Raw genomic sequence first — 23315 nt, forward strand, 5'->3', positions numbered from 1 at the left:
ATATTTTTTAATTATATTTTATGAAAATGCAAGAAAAACTTGACAAGTATTTCTGAATAAGTTATAATTATACAAAATTAACAGAGAGGTTGTTTATTTATGAATTTTAAAAAATGGATATTTGTCTTATGTAGTTTTCTTGCAAGCTTCTTATTGGTAGCTTGCCAATCGTCTAGTTCAAGCTCGCAGTCTGCAGTGGAGGCCATCAAGCAAAAAGGAAAATTAGTGGTCGCAACTAGTCCCGACTATGCTCCTTTTGAGTTTCAAGCACTTGTGGATGGTAAAAACCAAGTCGTAGGTGCGGATATTGACATGGCGCAAGCAATCGCTGATGAACTTGGAGTGAAATTGGAAGTTTCAAGCATGAGTTTTGATAATGTCTTGACCAGTCTTCAAACAGGAAAAGCAGACCTAGCAATTGCGGGAATCAGTGCAACTGAAGAAAGACAAGAAGTCTTTGATTTCTCAATTCCTTACTATGAAAATAAAATTAGCTTCCTTATCAGAAAATCAGATCTTGAAAAATACAAGGATTTGGACTCTCTAGCAAGTGCTAATATTGCAGCTCAGAAAGGAACTGTTCCTGAATCTATGGTTAAAGAGCAACTTCCAAAGGCACAGTTGACTTCTTTGACAAACATGGGAGAAGCAGTCAACGAGCTTCAATCTAGTAAAGTAGATGCCGTTCATATGGATGAGCCAGTAGCACTAAGCTATTCTGCTAAGAACTCAGATTTGGCAGTGGCTACAGTCAACTTGACTATGAAAGAAGGCGAAGCAAATGCTGTAGCTATCAAAAAAGGGAACTCAGATTTGAAGGAAGTAGTTGATAAGGTCATCCAAAAACTGAAAGATGACGGAACTTACCAAACTTATCTTGAAAAAGCTGCTAAGCTAACAGAAGTAGAGCAATAAAAAATAACAGAGTTGGATTTCAGTCCAGCTCTGTTTTTAAATAGCTTAATGTTTCTTCAATATTTTCTAAGGAAATTTTTGCAAAGTGATAAGGGCAGTTCGCTAGATAGGAAGATTGGAAGAAGTCGAGTTCTAGAGGACTGTGTTTAAGACTAGCGATGCTAGGATAGTTCCTGAGATCAAGCAAAAGCCCATCATGAAGTGGATAGCTCGGTAGGGAAATGGGATACCTTTGTAAGAGTCGTTGGATGTGCTCCTGACTTTTTTCTTGCAGTGCCAGTCGTGCTAGTCTGTTTTTCTCAAAGAGTTGACTATCGATGTAGAGTGTTAGAGCCTTTTGCATGATAAGGTTGTTATCGTAGTCGAGAATGTTTTTATAGGTCACAAAAGCTTCCTTGATAGTGTTTGGAAGAAGAAGGGCAGTGATTCGAAGGGCAGGAAAAAGACTGGTAGAAAAGGATTTGATATAGATGACCAAATCATGTTGGTCTAAATAATGAAAGGTTTGTCCCATTTTAGGATCCAAGTCCCCCAGATAGTCATCCTCGACGATATAAATCTGATATTTTGCAGCCAAGTCAAGGATGGCAAGTTTTTCCTCTTCAGAATAAGAATGCCCCAGAGGATAGTGGAAACGGGGAATGGTATAGAAAAACTTAATCTTTCCGCTTTTAAAGTGTTCCTCAAGTTCGTTTAGGTCAATGCCGTCTACTCGACGGTCAATGGTTTGATAGGGAATATTTTGAGCTAGTAGCAGCTGGTTCATCCGATGATAGGTCGGTTGTTCAACCAGTATTTCCTGAGCTTGACCTGGAAAATCAATCTGAGAGAGAATAAACAGTGCCTGTTGGGTTCCAGACGTCATGACCAACTGGTCTGCCTTACTATAAATCGCTTGATCAAACAGTAGTTTCTGAACGGACTTTCGTAATTCTTCTAAACCCTCTTGGTGTTCATAGTAGTTGTAGAGATAATTTTCTCGCCCAATCAAGCTCTCATTGACGCACAGACGAAAATCATCATAGGCCGCTGCGTGTTCATCGTTAACTGAGATAATTAAGTCTTCATGACTGGTTTGTTGCTCCAATACATAATAACCACTTTGAGGTTTTGAGTAGATATATTTCTCGTATCGGAGTTCTAAGAGTGCGCGCTGTATGGTGTCTTTGCTACAGTGAAAATCTTGACTGAGTTTTCGGATAGATGGTAGGCGACTTCCAGTGGGAAATCTACCTGATTCTATCTCATTTTTTAGATAGTGAACGACTTGTTCATACTTACTTTCTTGCTTCATTCCAGACCTCTCTTGATTTTGTTACATTGTACCTTTTTTTTAGACGTTTGACAATGTTATACTCTTCGAAAATCTCTTCAAACCGCGTCAACGTCGCCTTGCCGTACTCAAGTACAGCCTGCGGCTAGTTTCCTAGTTTGCTCTTTGATTTTCATTGAGTTTTAAACGGCAGTCTAGCGTTCAATTCTAAGAAGAAATATGATATACTTATTAAGTGAAAAATTCTGGAAAGAGTGAGATTATTAAGGTGCAAGAACCAGTAAAATTATTTCAATACAATACTTTAGGAGCGCTGATGGCGGGACTCTATGTAGGAAGTCTAACCGTTGGTGAATTGCTCCAACATGGTGATTTAGGTTTAGGGACGCTGGACTCTATCGATGGCGAATTGATTGTCTTAGATGGTAAAGCCTATCAAGCTAAGGGTTCAGGTGAGAAACCTGAAATCGTTGAAGTTTCACCAGATGCTTTGATTCCCTATGCAGCAGTTGTCCCCCATCAGGCAGAAGTTATATTCCGTCAGCGTTTTGAAATGACGGATCAGGAGTTAGAAAAGAGAATCGAGTCTTACTATGATGGTGAAAACCTCTTTCGTTCTATCAAGATTCATGGTGATTTCAAGAACATGCATGTGCGCATGATTCCAAAATCAACAAGCGAAACGAAGTTTGCTGAGGTTGCGATACATCAGCCAGAGTATAGTCGCGAAAATGTTTCAGGAACCATCGTTGGTTTTTGGACACCTGAAATTTTCCATGGAGTTAGTGTTGCTGGTTACCATCTACACTTTATCTCTGATGACCTCACCTTTGGTGGTCACGTTATGGACTTTGTCATCAAGGAAGGGATTGTAGAGGTGGGAGCTGTTGATCAGTTGGATCAACGTTTTCCTGTTCAGGATCGTCAATATCTATTTGCTAAGTTTAATGTAGACGAGATGAAAAAAGATATCGATAAGTCAGAATAAAAGGAGTTATATATGAAATTACATATTGTAGTTACAATGATTGGTTTATTCGCCTTTCTCATTGCAGTAGTTTGGTATGCAAGAAAGCAATACAAGATTAATTTTGCAGTTTTGGGCCTTGGGGCAGTTGCATTTTTTGCCTCTTCTCAAGTCTTGGAGAAAATCGTTCATCTCTTGGTTCTCCACCCACAAAAGGATGGGACAGTTCCACTCATGTCAGAAAATCCTCTTCTCTATGTGATTTATGGCATTTCTATGGCTGCCTTATTCGAAGAAACAGCCCGACTAATCTTTTTCAAATGGTTGAACAAAAAAAGAGAGATGGAAGATTCAGATGCCCTCGCCTATGGTCTTGGTCATGGTGGGCTAGAAATGATTTATATCGGAATTGCTGGTTTACTCAATCTCTTTATCCTATTTTCAGCAGTTGAATCGCAAAATCCAGCTATCATGCAACTCTTACCTGAGAGTACACTTGCAACCATTCATAATCTAGCAGCTTGGCAGATTTACCTTTTGGGATTAGAGAGAATTCTAGCCTTGCTTCTTCAAGTTGGTTTGACCTTCTGGGTTTATCAAGCAGTTCGCCAAAAGAAATGGATTTACCTAGTAGCTGCTTACGGTCTGCATGCTTTATTTGATCTGGCACCTAGCCTTTCTCAAGTTGGCTGGATCTCAAATCCTCTGGTGGTAGAGGGAATATTGGCAGTAGAAGTTTTGGCTTTCGTTTTCCTAACAAAATCAATCTTTTACAAGAAGCAGTAATATCAAGGAGGCCTAGCCTCTTTTTTGTATTGTCTCTGGTAAAAGGTGACATAATCATCGAAAAAAATCGCTAAAAATGGTATAATGGAATGAATTTCATAAAAGGATTAGAAAAATGACTGTATCAGATAAATTAAAAGAAACCTTAGAAGGAATCGATATTCGTTTCGACGAACCTTTAAAATCCTATACTTATACAAAAGTTGGAGGAAAGGCAGATTATTTAGTTTTTCCACGCAATCGCTATGAGATGGCTCGTGTGGTCAAGTTTGCCAATCAGGAAAACATTCCTTGGATGGTTCTTGGAAATGCAAGTAACATCATCGTCCGTGAAGGTGGAGTCCGTGGTTTTGTAATCATGTGTGACAAGCTCAATAATGTCTCTGTTGATGGCTATACCATTGAGGCTGAAGCTGGAGCAAACTTGATTGAGACTACTCGTATTGCCCTTCGTCATAGTTTGACTGGTTTTGAATTTGCTTGTGGTATTCCAGGAAGCGTCGGTGGAGCTGTCTTTATGAATGCTGGCGCTTATGGTGGTGAGATTGCTCATGTTCTCCAGTCTTGTCAAATCTTGACTAAGGAGGGTGAAATCGAAACCTTGTCTGCTAAAGACTTGAACTTTGGTTACCGTCATTCAGCTATTCAAGCATCAGGGGCAGTAGTCCTTTCTGCTAAGTTCGCCCTAGCTCCAGGTAATCACCAAGTCATCAAACAGGAGATGGACCGCTTGACTCATCTTCGTGAACTCAAGCAACCTTTGGAGTATCCTTCATGTGGATCAGTTTTTAAACGTCCAGTGGATCATTTTGCAGGTCAATTGATTGCAGAAGCAGGCTTGAAAGGTTATCGTATTGGTGGGGTTGAAGTCTCAGAAAAACATGCAGGCTTTATGGTCAATATTGCTGATGGAACTGCTAAGGACTATGAGGAATTGATCGAGTCTGTCATTGAGAAGGTTAAAGAACACTCAGGTGTTACTCTTGAGCGAGAAGTTCGTATCTTGGGTGAACATGAGTAAATAGTAGAAATAGCTTAGCTGCTACTAACTAGAATGTAGAGGGGGTGAAAGCCTATCGGTAGCGAAGATGCATGCAGGAGGCCTAACTCTTTGCAAGAGGTAGTGGCGGCCTGACAGAGCCCTGATCTGTTAATCTATGAAAAAGAAGGAATTTATGACAATTGAAAAAACCAATTATCGAATTCAGAAACGTTTCTAAAGTTTTTGAAGATAGCAACACTAAGGTTCTCAAAGATATTAATTTTGAGTTGGAAGAAGGGAAGTTCTATACACTTCTTGGTGCCTCAGGATCTGGGAAATCAACCATCCTCAATATCATTGCAGGTTTGCTGGATGCAACAACTGGTGATATCATGCTAGACGGTGTCCGTATCAATGACATCCCGACCAATAAACGTGATGTTCATACGGTCTTCCAGTCTTACGCCTTGTTCCCACATATGAATGTGTTTGAAAATGTTGCTTTTCCATTGCGATTGCGTAAGGTCGATAAAAAAGAAATCGAAAAACGTGTCTTAGAAGTTCTCAAGATGGTACAGCTTGAAGGCTATGAAAAACGTTCTATCCGTAGATTATCTGGAGGACAACGCCAGCGTGTGGCTATTGCGCGTGCGATTATCAATCAACCTCGTGTGGTCTTGTTGGATGAACCTTTGTCAGCCTTGGACTTGAAGTTGCGAACAGACATGCAGTACGAACTGCGTGAACTGCAACAACGCTTGGGCATTACCTTTGTCTTTGTTACTCACGATCAGGAAGAAGCCCTGGCCATGAGTGACTGGATTTTTGTCATGAATGACGGTGAGATTGTTCAGTCTGGTACACCAGTTGACATCTACGATGAGCCTATCAACCACTTTGTTGCAACCTTCATCGGTGAATCAAATATCCTGCCAGGGACCATGATTGAGGACTACTTGGTCGAGTTCAATGGCAAACGCTTTGAGGCTGTGGATGGTGGTATGAAGCCAAATGAGCCAGTCGAAGTCGTGATTCGTCCAGAGGATTTGCAGATCACCCTTCCAGAAGAAGGCAAGCTTCAAGTTAAGGTCGATACTCAGCTCTTCCGTGGAGTTCACTATGAGATTATCGCCTATGATGAACTTGGCAATGAATGGATGATTCACTCGACTCGTAAGGCCATCGTGGGTGAGGAAATCGGTCTGGACTTTGAACCAGAAGACATCCACATCATGCGTCTCAATGAAACAGAAGAAGAGTTCGATGCTCGTATCGAGGAATACGTAGAAATCGAAGAGCAAGAAGCAGGTTTGATCAACGCTATCGAGGAGGAAAGAGATGAAGAAAACAACCTCTAAACTCTTTGTAGTGCCCTACATGCTTTGGATTGCGCTCTTTGTATTGGCACCCTTGGTCTTGATCTTCGGACAATCCTTTTTCAATATCGAAGGCCAGTTCAGTTTAGAAAACTATAAATCCTATTTTGCGTCCCAAAATATGACCTATCTTAAAATGAGTCTCAACTCTGTCCTCTATGCAGGGTTCGTTACTCTGGTGACGCTCTTAATTAGCTACCCAACAGCCCTTTTTTTGACTCGTCTCAAACACCGTCAACTATGGCTCATGCTGATCATCCTGCCAACCTGGATTAACCTACTCCTCAAGGCTTATGCCTTTATCGGGATTTTTGGTCAAAATGGTTCTATCAACCAATTCCTAGAATTTATCGGAATTGGTTCTCAGCAGTTGCTATTTACAGATTTCTCATTTATCTTTGTCGCAAGCTACATCGAGCTTCCATTTATGATTTTGCCAATCTTCAACGTTTTGGATGATATGGATAATAATCTCATCAATGCCAGCTATGACCTAGGTGCGACCAAGTGGGAAACCTTCCGCCATGTCATTTTCCCTCTGTCAATGAACGGAGTGCGAAGTGGCGTTCAATCTGTCTTTATCCCAAGTTTGAGTCTCTTCATGTTGACCCGTTTGATTGGGGGGAACCGAGTGATTACTTTGGGGACTGCTATTGAGCAGAATTTCCTGACCAATGACAACTACGGTATGGGTTCAACAATCGGTGTTGTTCTTATCCTGACCATGTTTATCACTATGTGGGTGACTAAGGAAAGGAGAGAACGATGAAAAAAATTGCCAATCTCTACCTAGCCTTTGTCTTTATTGTTCTCTATTTGCCAATCTTTTACTTGATCGGCTATGCCTTTAATGCAGGCGATGATATGAATAGCTTTACAGGCTTTAGCTGGACTCACTTTGAAGCCATGTTTGGCGATGGGAGACTCATGCTGATCTTGGTTCAAACCTTTTTACTAGCCTTCCTATCAGCCTTGATAGCGACTGTTATTGGGACTTTTGGTGCCATCTACATTTACCAATCACGCAAAAAATACCAAGAAGCCTTTTTATCCCTCAATAACATTTTGATGGTCGCACCAGACGTTATGATTGGTGCTAGCTTCTTGATTCTCTTTACACAGCTCAAATTTTCGCTTGGTTTTCTGACCGTTTTGTCCAGTCATGTGGCCTTCTCAATTCCAATCGTAGTGCTTATGGTTTTGCCTCGATTGAAAGAGATGAATGGGGATATGATCCATGCAGCCTATGACCTAGGTGCCAGTCAGTTCCAAATGTTCAAGGAAATCATGCTCCCTTATTTAACGCCGTCTATCATCGCAGGCTACTTTATGGCTTTCACCTATTCACTAGATGACTTTGCCGTGACCTTCTTTGTAACGGGAAATGGATTCTCAACCCTCTCAGTTGAGATCTACTCTCGAGCTCGTAAAGGAATTTCGCTTGAAATCAATGCTCTTTCAGCCTTGGTCTTTCTCTTTAGTATTATCCTGGTTGTAGGGTATTACTTCATTTCACGTGATAAGGAGGAGCAGGCATGAAACGACTCTATTCATTTTTAGCAGGAATTTTAGCGATTATCCTAGTCTTGTGGGGAATTTCCTACCATTTGGACAGTAAAATCAATAGTCGTGATAGTCAAAAATTGGTCATCTATAACTGGGGAGATTATATCGATCCAGACTTGATTGAACAATTTACAGAGGAAACAGGGATTCAAGTCCAATACGAAACTTTTGACTCTAACGAAGCCATGTACACGAAAATCAAGCAGGGTGGGACAACCTACGATATTGCCATCCCAAGTGAGTATATGATTAACAAGATGAAGGACGAAGATCTTTTAGTTCCACTGGATTATAGTAAAATTGAGGGAATTGAGAATATCGGCTCTGAATTTCTCAACCAGTCCTTTGACCCAAACAATGAGTACTCTATTCCATACTTCTGGGGAACTTTGGGAATTGTCTACAATGAAACCATGGTGGAAGAAGCACCTGAACATTGGGATGACCTCTGGAAGCCAGAGTATAAGAACTCCATCATGCTCTTTGATGGAGCGCGTGAGGTACTTGGACTAGGTCTTAACTCTCTAGGTTACAGTCTTAACTCCAAAGATCCTCAACAATTAGAAGAGACAGTAGATAAACTCTACAAGCTAACGCCTAACATCAAGGCCATCGTTGCGGATGAGATGAAGGGTTATATGATTCAGAACAATGCTGCCATCGGTGTGACCTTCTCAGGAGAAGCCAGCCAGATGCTGGAGAAAAATGAAAATCTCCGCTATGTCGTACCGACAGAGGCAAGTAATCTCTGGTTTGACAATATGGTCATTCCTAAGACTGTCAAGAACCAGGATGCTGCCTATGCCTTCATTAACTTTATGTTGAAACCTGACAATGCTCTTAAGAATGCAGAGTATGTCGGTTACTCAACACCAAATAATGCTGCTAAGGAAATGCTCCCTGAAGAGACAAAAGAGGACAAGTCCTTTTATCCAGATGCAGATACTATGAAACATCTAGAAGTTTATGAGAAATTTGACCATAAATGGACAGGAAAATATAGTGACCTCTTCCTTCAATTCAAGATGTATCGGAAGTAGGAATAAACAAAAAGAACGAATCAGTCAAACTGGTTCGTTTTTTTATAAAATCTTGTATAAATTGTTGACAAATTTAATTTTAGTGATAGAATAATATCCTTTATACATTTAGGAGGTGTATATGAGATGAGTGACCTATTTGTTCAAAAGTCTGACCATTTTTTAAGTCTCTGTAATCAGATGATTATCATAAAGAATGGTCAACGCGAGATTGTTAAAGAAATCTCAATCCACTTAGTTGAGAATATCATAGTATTTGGGAACGCTCAGTTAACCACCCAATTACTAAAGTTCTTAGCAAAGAAGCAAATCAATGTTTATTATTTTTCTAGTGAAGGTAAATTTTTGGCTTGTTTGGATTCCTATCGACAAGAAGATTTTGAGAAGCAAGTTATTCAGACGAAAGCTTGTTTTGATAAGGATTTTTGTCTCTCTATATCAAAAAAAATAGCTTCCGCCAAAGTAAATCACCAGTTATCCTTACTTAAAAATTATAATCAAGATGGAATTTTAACGCACGAATATTTTTCACGCTTTGAGGAAAGTATAGAAAAGATATCTGAAGCTAGGTCAATTCCAGAAGTGATGGGGTATGAAGGCAGAATTGCAAAGTCTTATTTTTACTATTTGGGCTTGCTAGTACCGGATGAGTTTCGTTTTTATGGGCGAAGTCGTAGGCCTGCTGAGGATTGCTTCAATAGTCTGCTTAACTTTGGCTATTCTTTACTTTACTCCTGCTTTTTGGGTTTGATTCGTAAAAATGGATTGAGCTATGGTTTTGGTGTCATGCATCAAAGTCACCAACATCATGCAAGTTTAGCCAGTGACCTCATGGAGGAGTGGCGTCCAATCATCGTTGATAATACTATTTTAGATTTAATCTTTAGCGGTGAATTAAGTGTTTCACATTTTGAAAAAAGCCAAGGGGGAGCCTATTATTTGGATCAGGAGGGGAGAAGGATTTTTATCCAGGCCATGAGAGAGCGCATGTTGGAAATCCATCAGTATGTCGAAGTCGACAAAAAACGCTATACTTTTTTCTATATGGCAGATCTGCAAATTAAGGGATTGATTCGAGCTTTTGAGAGTCTAAAACCCGAACTTTATGTTATTGGCTATACAGGAGAATAATCATGGGATTTTATTTTAATCTTTCAGCAGAAGAGAAGGAGTTTGCTAAGAAAAAGTCTTTCTTTTGTATTATTATATATGATATTGTTAGTAATAAGAGGCGTCTGAAACTCGCAAAGTTACTAGAGGGATTTGGTATCCGAGTCCAACGCTCCTGCTTTGAGGTTGATCTAGAAAAATCCAACTACCGTAGCTTGCTGAGTGAGTTGCAAGCATTCTATGATGCTGACCAGTTAGACAATATCATTGTTTACGTTGGAAATCGAGAAGAAACCTTGCGCTTAAATACAGATGAAGTCGAGATAGAAAAGGAGGATTGTTTGTTCTTTTGACATGAAAACTCTTACAAAATATGGTATACTAATAGTAGTTTCCAATAGGTTATATCTAGTGCTTGTTATAGGTTTACATACAAGATATGGGGTATAGATACCTATCTACCTTGAGAGGGGACGGAAACACAAATAAAGGAACCTCTTTTTTTGGAATACATATATAATAGTATAGATACCTATCTACCTCGCGAGGGGCCGGAAACGGGCAACGCATTGGCGCTAGTGTACCTTCAGGTAAATGTATAGATACCTATCTACCTCGAGAGGGGCCGGAAACTACCGACAGATGTAGCTAGAAGACTTGCCCAGTTCAGTATAGATACCTATCTACCTCGAGAGGGGACGGAAACTCGAAGTTCTCGAATTAAAGATTCTGGCATTTTTGTATAGCTACCTATCTACCTCGCGAGGGGACGGAAACCATTTTCTTTACTTCCTCTTTCGAGGCCTTTCTATTGTATAGATACCTATCTACCTCGCGAGGGGACGGAAACCATTTTCTTTACTTCCTCTTTCGAGGCCTTTCTATTGTATAGATACCTATCTACCTCGCGAGGGGACGGAAACAATGCTTGCTTAGCAAATAGCTGACTCAAGTAGGCTTGTATAGCTACCTATCTACCTCGAGAGGGGACGGAAACCGAGTAGGCGCGCTCCAACGCAACCTCTAAAGCGAGAGTATAGCCACCTATCTACCTCGCTAGGGGCCGGAAACTCGACAAGCTCCTTGTAAGTTGTCCCATAAGCAAGTATATCCACCTATCTACCTCGAGAGGGGCCGGAAACTTTTAACCCTCACTTTCAGTAAATATTTTCCAGTCCAGGTATATCTACCTATCTACCTCGCGAGGGGCCGGAAACACATCATCGTTCTTAAAGCGTAATATACCCTTATCATCCAGAGTATAGCTCCCTATCAACCTCGAGAGGGGACAGTTTCATAAGGGCAAAGGATTTCAAAAGTAAAAGAAAAAAGCGCTCATGAGAAAGCAAAAGCGCAATTGTATCAATAAAGGAGGCATATGAAACGCATCGAACTATCATTTAAGCGGATTGACCAATCACCGAGCGACCTATCGACAAAATTTCAAGGTTTTCTCATGGAAAACCTGGAACCAGACTATGTGACTTGGCTACATGAGCAGGAGACTAACCCCTATTCACTAAAAATCATCCATCAAAAGGACAAGACCCTATGGTCCCTTCATCTCCTGACGGATGAGGCTGTCAAGCAGATTTTGCCAGTTCTATTGGAGCTTAAGAAAGTGGAACTTCATGATTTACCAACTCTCATGGTGGAGTCTTTGACCATGCAAGATCTCAGTTCGGAGCAACTCTTTGAGTTCTTTAATGAAAACCAAGATCGGTCACTCTATACTATCCATTTTCAAACTCCAACAGGATTTCGCTCCCAGGGAGAGTACGTGCTCTTTCCGACCATGCGTCTCATCTTTCAGAGTTTGATGATGAAGTATGCACGTCTGGTCGAGAATCGTCAGGAAATCGAAGAGGAAACCTTGGACTACTTGATCAAGCATAGTAGGATTACCAGCTATCGATTGGAATCCAGCTATTTTAAAGTTCATGGCAAAAAAATTCCTGGTTTCAGGGGGAGACTGACCTTTAAGATTACAGGTCCAAATACCTTGAAAGCATACGCTAATATGCTTCTGAAATTTGGAGAGTACTCAGGTCTCGGTATGAAAACTAGCTTAGGGATGGGAGGTTTAGAACTTGAAGAAAGAAAAGAATGATTTAGTTTATGGATCGCTTTTGCACGCTATCGGCAAGGTGATTCAAGGTTCCAGGTATGATGAGAAAGACCTGGGTACCATTGGGTCCGAATGGTTTAGACGCTTTTCGGACAATGAAAAAATAGCCCAGCAGATAGCCAAGGCGACTTCTAGTGATTTGCCGAAGGACTTAGCTCCTGATAGTTTGGTCTATATCACGTCAGCTGCTGCAAAGATTGCTTCAGGTCTAAAAGGAGTAGCAGACACTCATGGAGGTAAAGAAGATTTCCTAAGCAAACAATCGGATATCTTTAATGTTTTTTCAGATAGCCCTAGTCAGCGTTATCTTGATGCGCGTCCATTAGAGCTTGACGGAGAACCAAACTATGCCAAGGAATCGAGTGAGCCATCTGACAGGTCAGATTATGACTTGGTAGTAGAGACCTTAGAAAAAGAGTTTGAGCGATTGGACTTTAGCCAGTCTGAGATAGATGCCCTTTTGAATCTCCTTGAGTCTACTCTTTCCTATGTGCCTGTTTCGACAATAACCAAGGAATTATCGGATATTTCTCTAGCAACCTACAGTCGTCTAACAGCTGGCTTTGCCCTAGCTATAGAGGACTATTTAGCAGACAAGAATTGCCGTGACTATGAGAAGGTACTGGGACAAGATTTAGAAGCTTTTTATAGCGAAAAGGCCTTTTTATTAGCAAGTTTTGACTTGTCAGGGATTCAGGACTTTATCTACAATATCGCAACAGCTGGTGCAGCCAAGCAACTAAAAGCACGTTCCTTGTATCTAGATTTTATGGGGGAACATATCGCTGACAGCTTACTGGAGAAGTTAGAGCTTACAAGGGCTAATCTTCTCTACGTCGGTGGAGGGCACGCCTACTTTATTCTTCCAAACACCGAAAAAACTAGAGAAACCTTGGCTAGCTTTGAAGCAGAATTCAATCAGTTTTTGGTCAAGCATTTCCAGACAGGTTTGTACGTAGCATTTGGCTGGAATCCATTTTCAGCCAATGATATGACAACGACACTGGCCGACTATCGAAAAGTCTATCAAACAACTAGTCGGATGATTTCCCAAAAGAAAATTTCTCGTTATGATGCCAAAACTCTCCTTGAACTCAACCAAGGAGGAAAAAGCTCCCAGAAAGAATGTGCAATTTGCCACTCTGTCGAAAAGCTTACCAAGTATAAAGATCAAGAAGTCTGCCATATCTGTGCAGGAATGTATCGCTTTGCTAAGGAAATACAAGAAGACTACTATATTGTCACAAAAGAAAAAGGCCTGCCGATAGGTCCGGGAGCCTATATTAGTGGTATTTCCAAAGCTGACCTCGCTAATGAAGAGTGGGACCGTGTTTATGTCAAGAATAGCTATAGCACAGATATCCTAAAAGCAACCCATGTCTTTGTCGGAGATTACAAGTATGATGAGATTTACGAGTATGCTAAACTATCTCAGGATAGTGAAACTGGACAAGGCATCAAGCGTCTGGCAGTCGTTCGACTAGATGTGGATGACCTAGGAGCAGCCTTTATGGCTGGGTTCTCTTATCAAGATAGTGGCAAGTATAATACTCTGGCACGTTCAGCGACCTTCTCTAGAAGTATGAGTCTCTTCTTTAAGGTCTATATCAACCAGTTTGCCAGAGAGAAAAAACTATCGATCATTTATGCCGGTGGAGATGATGTATTTGCGATCGGTTCCTGGCAGGATATTATTGAGTTTACTATTTGTCTCCGACAGAACTTTATCAAGTGGACAAATGGTAAATTAACCCTATCAGCAGGGATTGGCCTCTTTCCAGATAAAACCCCAGTTAGCCTCATGGCTGAAGAAACTGGTAATCTAGAAGCAGCAGCCAAAGATAACGACAAGGATAGTATCTCACTTTTTGAAAAAAATTATACCTTGAAGTTCGACCAATTTATTGACAATGTCTATAATGGGAAACTGAAGAGCATTCGTTACTACTTTAATATTCAAGATGAGCGAGGAAAGAGTTTTGTATATAGACTTATTGAGCTCCTTCGCAACTACGATCGTATGAATATTGCTCGATTAGCCTATTATTTGACACGTTTAGAAGATCAAACTTCTAAGGATAAAAAAGAAGAGTTTAAAGAGTTTAAAGATTTATTCTTTTCTTGGTATACAGGTAGCGATAATGAACGTAAGGAAGCAGAGATAGCTTTACTTCTATATATTTATGAGATTAGAAAGGATTCATAGATGGCAATTTTAACAGATGATAATTACGTAGATAAGGCAGAGAATGTTATTAAATCACTGAATCGAAACACTAGAGATTCTAGGAACCCTGAAGCATTCCTTTTAACAACTAGCAAAATTAGAAACCTACTAAGCTTGACGAGTACTCTCTTTGATGAAAGTAAGGTTAGAGAGTATAAGAATTTAGCTGACAAAATTGCTTATTTGAGAGTGCAGTTTGTTTATCAATCGGGCCGAGAAACTGCGGTTAAAGACTTGGTTAAAAAGGCTGAAATTCTAGACATTTTAAAAGAAATAAACAATAAGGAAAGTCTCCAACGTTTTTGTCGCTATATGGAAGCACTAGTAGCTTATTTCAAATTTTACGGAGGAAAAGATTAATGGCATTTGCAAAAATTCAAGTAACAGCACAAATTCGTCTAGAAACAGGACTTCATATTGGAACCAGCAATGCTTTTGCGGCAATTGGGGCTACTGATTCTCCTGTAATCAAGGATCCTATTACTAACTTACCCATTATTCCTGGTTCAAGTATCAAAGGGAAGATGCGTAGTCTTCTTTCAAAAGTTCATAATGAACGACTAGCTAAGAAACCAGGAGAAGATGGCGAACTTCTAAGTCGACTCTTTGGGAACAGTTCAGATAATCGCTATAAAATGGGGCGACTCATTTTTAGAGATGCTTTCTTAATCAATAAGGACGAGTTAGATTCATTAGGGGTCAAGAGTTATACTGAAGTTAAGTTTGAAAATACTATTGACCGTATCACTGCTGAAGCGAATCCGAGACAAATTGAACGTGCCATCCGTAAGAGTGCTTTTGCATTTGAATTAATCTATGAAATCACAGATGACAGTGAAGAACAAGTGGAAGAAGATTTTAAAGTAATTCTTGACGGATTAAAACTGTTGGAACTTGATTATTTAGGTGGTTCAGGCTCTCGTGGATATGGTAAGGTTGCTTTTGAGAATCTTAAAGCAAATACAGTTTTCGGAAACTATGATGTTAGTAGATTGAATGAACTTTTAACTACGGAGGTCTAGTATGACCTATAAGATGTATATTATGAACTTTCAGTCTGCTCACTTTGGAGCAGGTACGCTCGATAGTTCTAAAATGACTTTTGCAGCTGATCGATTATTTTCTGCCTTAGCTATTGAGGCAAAAAAAATGGGTAAAATGGAAGAATTTTTATCATTAGCAGGTCAAGATGAATTTGTTTTGACTGATGCCTTTCCTTATCAGTCAAGTCCATATTTACCGAAGCCGATAGGATTTCCAAAGTTTGAACAGCCGGACTTAAAAACGGATGTCAAAGAAGTAAGACGTCAAGCTAAAATGGCAAAGAAACTTCAGTTTATTCCTTTAGATAAATTTGATTCTTTTGTAAATGGTACTCTTTTTGAAGATGCAGAACATGCAGTAACAAATATTATCACTAAAAACCAACCTCATGTAGATGGGAATCTTTTCCAAGTGTCTACCGTTCGATTTAGAGATGCCTCTTCTCTTTACGTGATTGCTACCGAATCAGAGCTCTTAAATGAACTCATGACAAGCTTGCAATATGCAGGAATTGGGGGCAAACGTTCCAGTGGCTACGGGCGATTTGATTTGACGATTACAGATTTACCTGCTACTTTTAAAAACCGTCTCACCAAGGACCATCAAGGAACAGTCATGTCCTTGACAACTTCGTTACCAATCGAAAAGGAACTTGAACATGCTATGGAAACTGGTTCCTACTTATTAAGTAAATCAAGTGGTTTTGCCTTTAGTACAGAAACTAAAGAAAATTACCGAAAACAAGATTTGTACAAGTTCGCTTCTGGCTCTACTTTCTCTGAAACCTTTACAGGACAGATTGTAGATGTAAGACCTCTTGATTTCCCGCATGAAGCATTAAACTATGCTAAGCCACTATTTTTCAAGATGGAGGGAAAAGGATGAAAACAGACTATAGAACCTTTCAATTTAGCCTCCTAGCCATGGCGCCTATTCATATAGGGAATGGTGAGAAATACACTTCTCGAGAATTTATCTATGAAAAGGGGCAGTATTATTTTCCTGATATGGGGAAATTTTATAACCGCATGGTGGAAAAAGGGCATGGCCAGAAGTTTGAACAGTTTCTACAAGAGACAAAGCCAAGTGCTAGAAATAATCGCTTGATTTCCTTCTTGGATGATAACCGGATATCTAATCGTGATTTCGGTGGTTACCGGATTGTTGAGACTGGTTTGGAAATTGAAAAAAATAATCGTGATTCCAAATTAGGTACGATAAATGAAGTAGCAAAATTTATTAGAGACCCTTTTGGTAATCCCTATATTCCAGGTAGTTCCTTAAAGGGAGCTATTCGAACCATCTTAATGAACACCAATCCTGATTGGAACAATAAGAATGCAGTTGATTTTCATGGGAGAGGTCCTAAAGAAAACAAAAAGATGATTCCATGGGGTGCCAAAAAGGGTCAAGAATTTAATGACTTGTTTAATGCTATTCGTGTTAGTGATAGTAAGCCATTTAACAATGAGCAGATTATTCTAGTTCAAAAATGGGATTATTCAGCCAAGTCTTTAACTGCCAAGCCTCTTCCTTTATACAGAGAAGCAATCGTACCCTTAACTAGAATCAATTTCACCATTACTACAACCACTAAGGAAGCTGGAATCCTAATTGAGGAATTAGGACAGAGAGCACAAGCTTTTTACAAAGAATATAAAGAATTTTTCTTATCAGATTTTCCTGAAAAAAAGATTCAGTCAAATCTTCAATATCCTATCTATTTAGGAGCTGGAAGTGGAGCCTGGACAAAGACCTTGTTTCAACAAGCGGATGGAATCTTGCAAAAACGGTATAGTCGAATGAAGACAAAGATGGTTGGTAAGGGAGTGTTGAAATTAACAAAAGCACCAATGAAAAGCGTTAAAACAACACAAGCAACTCGAAAACTGATAATGAATGATGAGTCTTTCTATGAAATGGGCAAAGCTAATTTCATAATTAAGGAGATTAGTTGATGAAGGTTTTAATTTCAGCAGTGGGTGATACAGATCCAATCCGTAATTTTCACGATGGAGCTTTAGTTCATATTGCGAGAAAATACCGTCCAGAAAAGATTATTATTGTTTTTTCAGAGAGAACAATTAGTAAGAAAGATGATATTGAGAAAGTAATTCACTCTATCGATTCTGAATACCTCCCAGAAATTATATGTCATGAACCAATTATCTTGAATGAAGATGTATTTGTTTTTGATACCATGTATGATCAATTTGATGCTATTATACAAGAGTATTATGCAAAAGACGATGATTTTATTCTCAATCTTTCAAGTGCAACTCCTCAAGTAAAATCAGCTTTGTTTGTGATTAATAGGCTTAGTGAAATCAATGTCAAGGCAGTACAAGTTTCAAGTCCTGAAAATGATTCAAATGCAGGAGTTGGACATGATGATTCAGAAGATATTGACGCACTAATTGATACGAACTTAGATAACAAACAGGACTATATCGACCGAACCATTGAAGATACTTCAGAGAAGTTTAAACAAGGCTTAATGAAGAAAACTTTACGTGATTTTATTACGAAATATGATTACAAAGCAAGTTTAGAGCTTGCTAATCAATTATCAGACTTTCCTGGTTTGAAAGAATGTCGCAAGAAGTTACAAGATATTGTAGATTCATTAGACAGGCAGGCTGTACCTCAAGTCCTCCAAAAGAAAAAATGGAGCGAAGAACAGAAAAAAGTATTAAATGCTTATTTGACTATTGATTTGCAAAAAGAACGTGGTAATTTTAGTGAAGGTCTGATTAGAATTAAAAACCTTACAGAGTTTATCTTAGATGACTATATCGAAAATCGTTATCCAGGATTTCTGGATAATTACGCGAACGATTCAGAGAAATTTTATATCGGGATTTGGGATTATGGCAAGATCCTTCAAGAAAAAAGAGAGTGGATATTGCATAATAAAATCAAACCGATTTTGAGAATGAATAAAACACGAAATACGATAGCTCATAAATTGGATTCACTAGATTCTGAGGAACTTAAACAGTTAGGTCCAGTTCTAAAAGCCTTAAAAGGGCTAATCAAGGAACAGTATCAACTTACTGAAAAGGATTTTAATTTTTACAAGGATTTTAATAAAGAATTATTAGAATTACTGAAATAATGAGAGGTAGAATATCTTGGAAATTTTAATTTCAGCAGTTGGAACGACAGATCCGATAAGCAATAATCGAGATGCAGCTTTATTACATATTGCTCGAACATACAGACCTGAACAAATTGTTTTGGTTTATAGTGAAGAAATGTTAGTAAAAAAAGATCTTGTTGAGAAAGCATTATGTTCAATAGAGGGTTATCATCCTAAAGTGGTTATTGAATCAATCATATTGAAAAATGATGAAGTCTATCTATTTGATAAAATGTATGAAGTGATGGGACAGATTATCGAAAAATACTCAGGAACAGATCATCAATTAATCTTAAATCTCTCCTCAGGGACACCTCAGATTATTTCTGCTTTATTTGCCTTGAATCGAATTAATGATTATAATACGCAGGCCATACAGGTTGCAACACCTAACAAATCAGCAAATAGGAAGTATGTACCACTTTCAAGTGAAGATGAACAGAAGCTTTTTGACGAGAACGAGGATAATCAAAAGGAGTTCGAAGACCGTACAATCAAAGATGAAGCTGAAAAATTTAATCAGTCACTTATCAAGCGCCATTTAAGAAATTTAATCTCTTCTTATGATTATCTTGCTGCAGAAGAATTAGTTACTAGAAAAGAATACAATAAATTACTTTCTAAAAAGAAATTAGCTCGTTTAAGAGACATATTAAATGATTTTGTAAAAGTATTTAAAACTCAAGCGATTTTAAAAGATATTCAGGGATATTCACTTACAGAAGTTGAGAAAAAAGCTCTTAATTACTTTTTAATGATTGAAGTTTTGAAAGAAAGAGGGCAGGTTGCTGATGTCTTAATCAAATCAAAGTCTTATGTTGAATTTATCATCGAGGAGAAGATAAAGAAAGATTATCCAGAATTGATAAAATATGATGGGACTTTTCCAAAGTTAAATGAAGAATACAATGATTTTGAAGCTATTTTAGATTTCATTGACATAGAATTTAAGAAAGCCAAGGGTATAAAAGATGAGAAGGAAAGAATCTATTCACCTCAGTCAACCTTAAATCTCTTGTCTTATGAAAATATTCTATCTTATTATCAAGTTTCTCCTGAATTACTTAAGTCCATAAAGTTAATAAATAGCTTAAATGGTGAGAGAAATAAAGTGGCACATGGCTTGTCAGAGATTGATATTAAACTAGTCAATTCAAAGAAATTACAACAGACAATAGATACCTTACGCTTTATTTTACAAGATACATTTGAGATTGATGATAGCTATTTTACTTGTTATCGGACATTGAATCATGAAATGTTAGATCTACTTCGTTAGTAATTATGTGCGTTTAAAATATCTTAATTGTAAGTAGCTTATCTCGTTTGTGTGTTTACATAGCTAATTTCACAGTTGACGCAAACTTAAAAAAACGATATAATACTAGAGTTGAGAATTGATTTTCTCCCCATCTTAGTCCAGAGAAATGGCGGTGCTGCGAGCCATCTAAGATAGAAAATCATGCTACTCAATCACACAATTGCATAAGAATCAAAGAATGACAAGTTCATTGAATGAAGGTGGTACCGCGGTTTTTCGCCCTTCGTGATATGGATTTGTCTTTTATTTTTGGAGGTGTTTATGAGAACATTTCTTGTTAAACAAAAATTTCGCCTAGGTGGTGAACGTTTTGATATCAAGGATGAGTTGGGCAATGTTGCCTATCAGGTTGAAGGTTCATTTTTTAAGATTCCTAAAACCTTTACCATCTATGATGTTGCTGGTGAACAGGTCAGTGAGATTAGTAAGGAAGTCTTAACCTTTTTACCGCGCTTTGAAATTCAACTTAGCAATGGTGAAAGTTTTTATATTCGAAAGAAACTGACTTTTTTCAAAGATAAGTATGAATTTGACAACCTAGGTCTGCGCATTGAGGGAAATATCTGGGATTTAAACTTTAAACTTCTGGATGACCGTGATCAAGTAATTGCGGAGATTACTAAGGAACTTTTCCATTTAACCTCTACCTACACCGTAACCGTCTATGACGAATCTTATGCTGACCTAGTCATTTCCCTCTGTGTCGCTATCGACTATGTGGAAATGCTAGAAAGCCAATCAAATTAGTAAAAAGGAGATACATATGAAACAATTATCTAGTGCACAAGTCCGCCAAATGTGGCTTGATTTCTGGGCAAGTAAAGGCCACTCTGTAGAACCATCAGTAAGCTTGGTTCCTGTCAATGACCCAACACTTTTGTGGATCAACTCAGGGGTTGCGACTCTTAAAAAATACTTTGATGGGACTATTATCCCTGAGAACCCACGGATTACCAATGCTCAAAAAGCCATCCGTACCAACGATATCGAAAACGTAGGTAAGACTGCTCGTCACCATACTATGTTTGAAATGTTGGGGAACTTCTCAATCGGGGATTACTTCCGTGATGAAGCCATTACTTGGGCATATGAGCTTTTGACAAGCCCTGAGTGGTTTGACTTCCCAGCTGAAAAACTATACATGACTTACTACCCAGCTGATACAGATTCTTACAACCGCTGGATTGAAGTGGGAGTGGATCCAAGTCATTTGATCCCAATTGAAGACAACTTCTGGGAAATCGGTGCGGGACCTTCTGGCCCTGATACAGAAATCTTCTTCGATCGTGGAGAAGCCTTTGACCCAGAAAACATCGGTCTTCGCCTGCTTGCAGAAGATATCGAAAACGACCGTTATATCGAAATTTGGAACATCGTATTGTCACAATTTAACGCAGACCCTGCTGTTCCTCGTAGCGAGTACAAAGAATTGCCACACAAGAACATTGATACGGGCGCAGGTTTGGAGCGTTTGGTGGCAGTTATCCAAGGTGCTAAGACAAACTTTGAAACAGACCTCTTCATGCCGATCATCCGTGAAGTTGAGAAGTTGTCTGGTAAGGTTTACGACCAAGATGGCGACAACATGAGCTTCAAGGTTATTGCAGACCATATCCGTTCTCTTTCATTCGCGATTGGGGATGGTGCCCTTCCTGGAAATGAAGGTCGTGGTTATGTCCTCCGTCGTCTTCTTCGTCGTGCCTCTATGCATGGTCAAAAATTGGGTATCAATGAGCCTTTCCTTTACAAACTCGTTCCAACTGTTGGAAAAATCATGGAAAGCTACTACCCAGAAGTTCTTGAAAAACGTGACTTTATTGAGAAAATCGTTAAGAGTGAAGAAGAGTCATTTGCTCGTACTCTTCACTCAGGTCAACACTTTGCCCAAGGCATCGTAGCAGACTTGAAAGAAAAAGGACAATCTGTCATTGCTGGTCAAGATGTCTTTAAACTCTATGATACATACGGATTCCCAGTGGAATTGACAGAAGAAATCGCAGAAGAAGCAGGAATGACTGTAGACCGTGAAGGATTCGAAGCAGCCATGAAGGAACAACAAGAACGTGCGCGTGCGTCAGCTGTTAAGGGTGGCTCAATGGGGATGCAAAATGAAACCCTTCAAAACATCACTGTAGAAAGTGTCTTCAACTACAATGCTAGTCAATTGTCTTCTAAGTTAGTGGCTATCGTAGCGGACAATGCTGAAGTAGAAGCTGTAGCAGAAGGAAATGCCTCTCTTATCTTTGCAGAAACACCATTCTACGCTGAAATGGGTGGACAAGTAGCTGACCACGGTCAAATCTTGGATGCTCAAGGAAACGTAGTAGCGACTGTGACAGACGTTCAAAAAGCACCGAATGGACAAGCTCTTCATACTGTTGAAGTTCTTGCACCACTTGCTTTGAACCAAGAATACACTTTGGCCATCGATAGCAATCGTCGTCACCGTGTCATGAAGAACCACACGGCGACTCACTTGCTCCATGCGGCTCTTCACAATATCCTTGGACATCACGCTACTCAAGCAGGCTCACTCAACGAAGTAGAATTCCTTCGCTTTGACTTCACCCATTTCCAAGCCGTAACTCCAGAAGAATTGCGTGCTATTGAGCAACAAGTCAATGAGAAGATCTGGGAAGCCATCGCAGTTAAGACTGTTGAGACAGACATCGACACAGCCAAAGAAATGGGAGCTATGGCCCTCTTTGGTGAGAAATACGGTAAGGAAGTCCGTGTTGTGACCATTGGTGACTACTCAGTAGAGCTTTGTGGTGGTACTCACGTAGGTAACACTTCTGAAATCGGTCTCTTCAAGATTGTCAAAGAAGAAGGGATCGGATCAGGAACTCGTCGTATCTTGGCAGTGACTGGTAAGGAAGCCTTTGAAGCTTATCGTGAACAAGAAGATGCACTGAAAGCAGTAGCAGCAACCTTGAAAGCTCCTCAACTCAAAGAAGTACCTCACAAGGTTGAAGGACTTCAAGAACAACTCCGTCAATTGCAAAAGGAAAATGCAGAATTGAAGGAAAAAGCAGCAGCAGCGGCAGCTGGCGATGTCTTCAAGAATGTTCAAGAAGCAAACGGACACCGTTACATTGCTAGTCAAGTTTCTGTATCAGATGCAGGTGCCCTTCGTACCTTTGCGGATAACTGGAAGCAAAAAGACTATTCGGATGTGCTTGTTCTTGTCGCAGCCATCGGTGACAAGGTGAATGTCCTTGTAGCCAGCAAGACAAAAGAGGTGCACGCAGGTAATGTCATCAAAGAATTAGCTCCAATCGTCGATGGACGTGGTGGTGGTAAACCAGACATGGCCATGGCGGGAGGAAGTAACCAAGCTAAGATTCAAGAATTGTTGGATGCAGTAGCAGGTAAATTGTAAGAAAATAAAGATCTATCCAGTAGGGTAGGTCTTTTTCAATGTATAAGAAAAAACTC

At 39.4% G+C, this 23315-nt stretch carries 21 protein-coding genes; 20 read left to right on the top strand and 1 reads right to left on the bottom strand.

Annotated features, from left to right (window positions below):
- Window positions 1–99 precede the first annotated feature (99 nt).
- Window positions 100–915, top strand: coding sequence for an ABC transporter substrate-binding protein (locus QM887_RS05250; RefSeq protein WP_414270844.1), 816 nt, complete (start codon window positions 100–102; stop codon window positions 913–915).
- Between the two features lie 19 nt (window positions 916–934).
- Here the strand turns inward: QM887_RS05250 and QM887_RS05255 are convergent, their stop codons facing one another.
- Window positions 935–2209: a PLP-dependent aminotransferase family protein gene (locus QM887_RS05255; protein WP_414270845.1), complete on the bottom strand. Its 1275-nt coding sequence runs from the start codon at window positions 2207–2209 to the stop codon at window positions 935–937.
- A 247-nt stretch (window positions 2210–2456) separates the two neighbouring features.
- Between QM887_RS05255 and budA the strand changes: the two genes are divergently transcribed.
- The 19 genes from budA to alaS all read left to right on the top strand — a co-directional run bounded on the left by budA (window position 2457) and on the right by alaS (window position 23259).
- Window positions 2457–3176 (top strand): acetolactate decarboxylase, encoded by a 720-nt coding sequence (budA, locus tag QM887_RS05260; protein WP_414270910.1) that lies wholly within the window; start codon window positions 2457–2459, stop codon window positions 3174–3176.
- Window positions 3177–3188: 12 nt separating this feature from the next.
- The gene (locus tag QM887_RS05265) at window positions 3189–3941 is read left to right on the top strand and encodes a YhfC family intramembrane metalloprotease (protein WP_414270846.1); all 753 of its coding nucleotides are present in this window, start codon (window positions 3189–3191) and stop codon (window positions 3939–3941) included.
- Between the two features lie 115 nt (window positions 3942–4056).
- Window positions 4057–4962 (top strand): UDP-N-acetylmuramate dehydrogenase, encoded by a 906-nt coding sequence (gene murB, locus QM887_RS05270; RefSeq protein ID WP_075229401.1) that lies wholly within the window; start codon window positions 4057–4059, stop codon window positions 4960–4962.
- Between the two features lie 161 nt (window positions 4963–5123).
- A complete protein-coding gene (locus tag QM887_RS05275) occupies window positions 5124–6281 on the top strand; it encodes an ABC transporter ATP-binding protein (protein WP_070459590.1) in 1158 nt (385 codons plus the stop codon).
- Window positions 6262–7068: an ABC transporter permease gene (locus QM887_RS05280; protein ID WP_414270848.1), complete on the top strand. Its 807-nt coding sequence runs from the start codon at window positions 6262–6264 to the stop codon at window positions 7066–7068. The genes QM887_RS05275 and QM887_RS05280 overlap by 20 nt, the downstream gene beginning before the upstream one ends.
- A complete protein-coding gene (locus QM887_RS05285) occupies window positions 7065–7838 on the top strand; it encodes an ABC transporter permease (protein WP_414270849.1) in 774 nt (257 codons plus the stop codon). The genes QM887_RS05280 and QM887_RS05285 overlap by 4 nt, the downstream gene beginning before the upstream one ends.
- Entirely contained in the window at window positions 7835–8905 is a 1071-nt protein-coding gene (locus QM887_RS05290; RefSeq protein ID WP_414270850.1) for an ABC transporter substrate-binding protein, read from the top strand. Before QM887_RS05285 ends, QM887_RS05290 begins: the two co-directional genes overlap by 4 nt.
- A gap of 126 nt (window positions 8906–9031) precedes the next feature.
- Window positions 9032–10036, top strand: coding sequence for a CRISPR-associated endonuclease Cas1 (cas1, locus tag QM887_RS05295; RefSeq protein ID WP_414270852.1), 1005 nt, complete (start codon window positions 9032–9034; stop codon window positions 10034–10036).
- A 2-nt stretch (window positions 10037–10038) separates the two neighbouring features.
- A complete protein-coding gene (cas2, locus tag QM887_RS05300) occupies window positions 10039–10368 on the top strand; it encodes a CRISPR-associated endonuclease Cas2 (protein ID WP_373115349.1) in 330 nt (109 codons plus the stop codon).
- A gap of 1025 nt (window positions 10369–11393) precedes the next feature.
- Window positions 11394–12125, top strand: coding sequence for a CRISPR-associated endoribonuclease Cas6 (gene cas6 / locus QM887_RS05305; RefSeq protein ID WP_414270854.1), 732 nt, complete (start codon window positions 11394–11396; stop codon window positions 12123–12125).
- Entirely contained in the window at window positions 12106–14349 is a 2244-nt protein-coding gene (cas10, locus tag QM887_RS05310) for a type III-A CRISPR-associated protein Cas10/Csm1 (protein ID WP_414270856.1), read from the top strand. The genes cas6 and cas10 overlap by 20 nt, the downstream gene beginning before the upstream one ends.
- Window positions 14350–14730 carry a type III-A CRISPR-associated protein Csm2 gene (csm2, locus tag QM887_RS05315; protein WP_414270858.1) on the top strand — a complete coding sequence of 127 codons (381 nt, stop codon included), beginning with the start codon at window positions 14350–14352 and terminating at the stop codon, window positions 14728–14730.
- A complete protein-coding gene (csm3, locus tag QM887_RS05320; RefSeq protein WP_414270859.1) occupies window positions 14730–15392 on the top strand; it encodes a type III-A CRISPR-associated RAMP protein Csm3 in 663 nt (220 codons plus the stop codon). Before csm2 ends, csm3 begins: the two co-directional genes overlap by 1 nt.
- 1 nt (window position 15393) lies before the next feature.
- Window positions 15394–16299: a type III-A CRISPR-associated RAMP protein Csm4 gene (csm4, locus tag QM887_RS05325; RefSeq protein WP_414270860.1), complete on the top strand. Its 906-nt coding sequence runs from the start codon at window positions 15394–15396 to the stop codon at window positions 16297–16299.
- On the top strand, window positions 16296–17372 hold the full coding sequence (csm5, locus tag QM887_RS05330; protein WP_414270861.1) for a type III-A CRISPR-associated RAMP protein Csm5: 1077 nt from the start codon (window positions 16296–16298) through the stop codon (window positions 17370–17372). Before csm4 ends, csm5 begins: the two co-directional genes overlap by 4 nt.
- Window positions 17372–18532 (top strand): type III-A CRISPR-associated CARF protein Csm6, encoded by a 1161-nt coding sequence (gene csm6, locus QM887_RS05335; protein ID WP_414270862.1) that lies wholly within the window; start codon window positions 17372–17374, stop codon window positions 18530–18532. The genes csm5 and csm6 (QM887_RS05335) overlap by 1 nt, the downstream gene beginning before the upstream one ends.
- Before the next feature lie 16 nt (window positions 18533–18548).
- Window positions 18549–19835, top strand: a complete 1287-nt coding sequence (gene csm6, locus QM887_RS05340; protein WP_414270863.1) for a type III-A CRISPR-associated CARF protein Csm6 — start codon at window positions 18549–18551, stop codon at window positions 19833–19835.
- A gap of 303 nt (window positions 19836–20138) precedes the next feature.
- Window positions 20139–20624, top strand: a complete 486-nt coding sequence (locus QM887_RS05345) for an LURP-one-related/scramblase family protein (protein WP_414270864.1) — start codon at window positions 20139–20141, stop codon at window positions 20622–20624.
- 16 nt (window positions 20625–20640) lie between these two features.
- Window positions 20641–23259 carry an alanine--tRNA ligase gene (alaS, locus tag QM887_RS05350; RefSeq protein WP_414270865.1) on the top strand — a complete coding sequence of 873 codons (2619 nt, stop codon included), beginning with the start codon at window positions 20641–20643 and terminating at the stop codon, window positions 23257–23259.
- The last annotated feature ends 56 nt before the right edge of the window (window positions 23260–23315 follow it).

Origin of the sequence: Streptococcus infantis, assembly GCF_047460875.1 — a bacterium.
GTDB classification, from domain to species: Bacteria; Bacillota; Bacilli; order Lactobacillales; family Streptococcaceae; genus Streptococcus; species Streptococcus infantis_AA.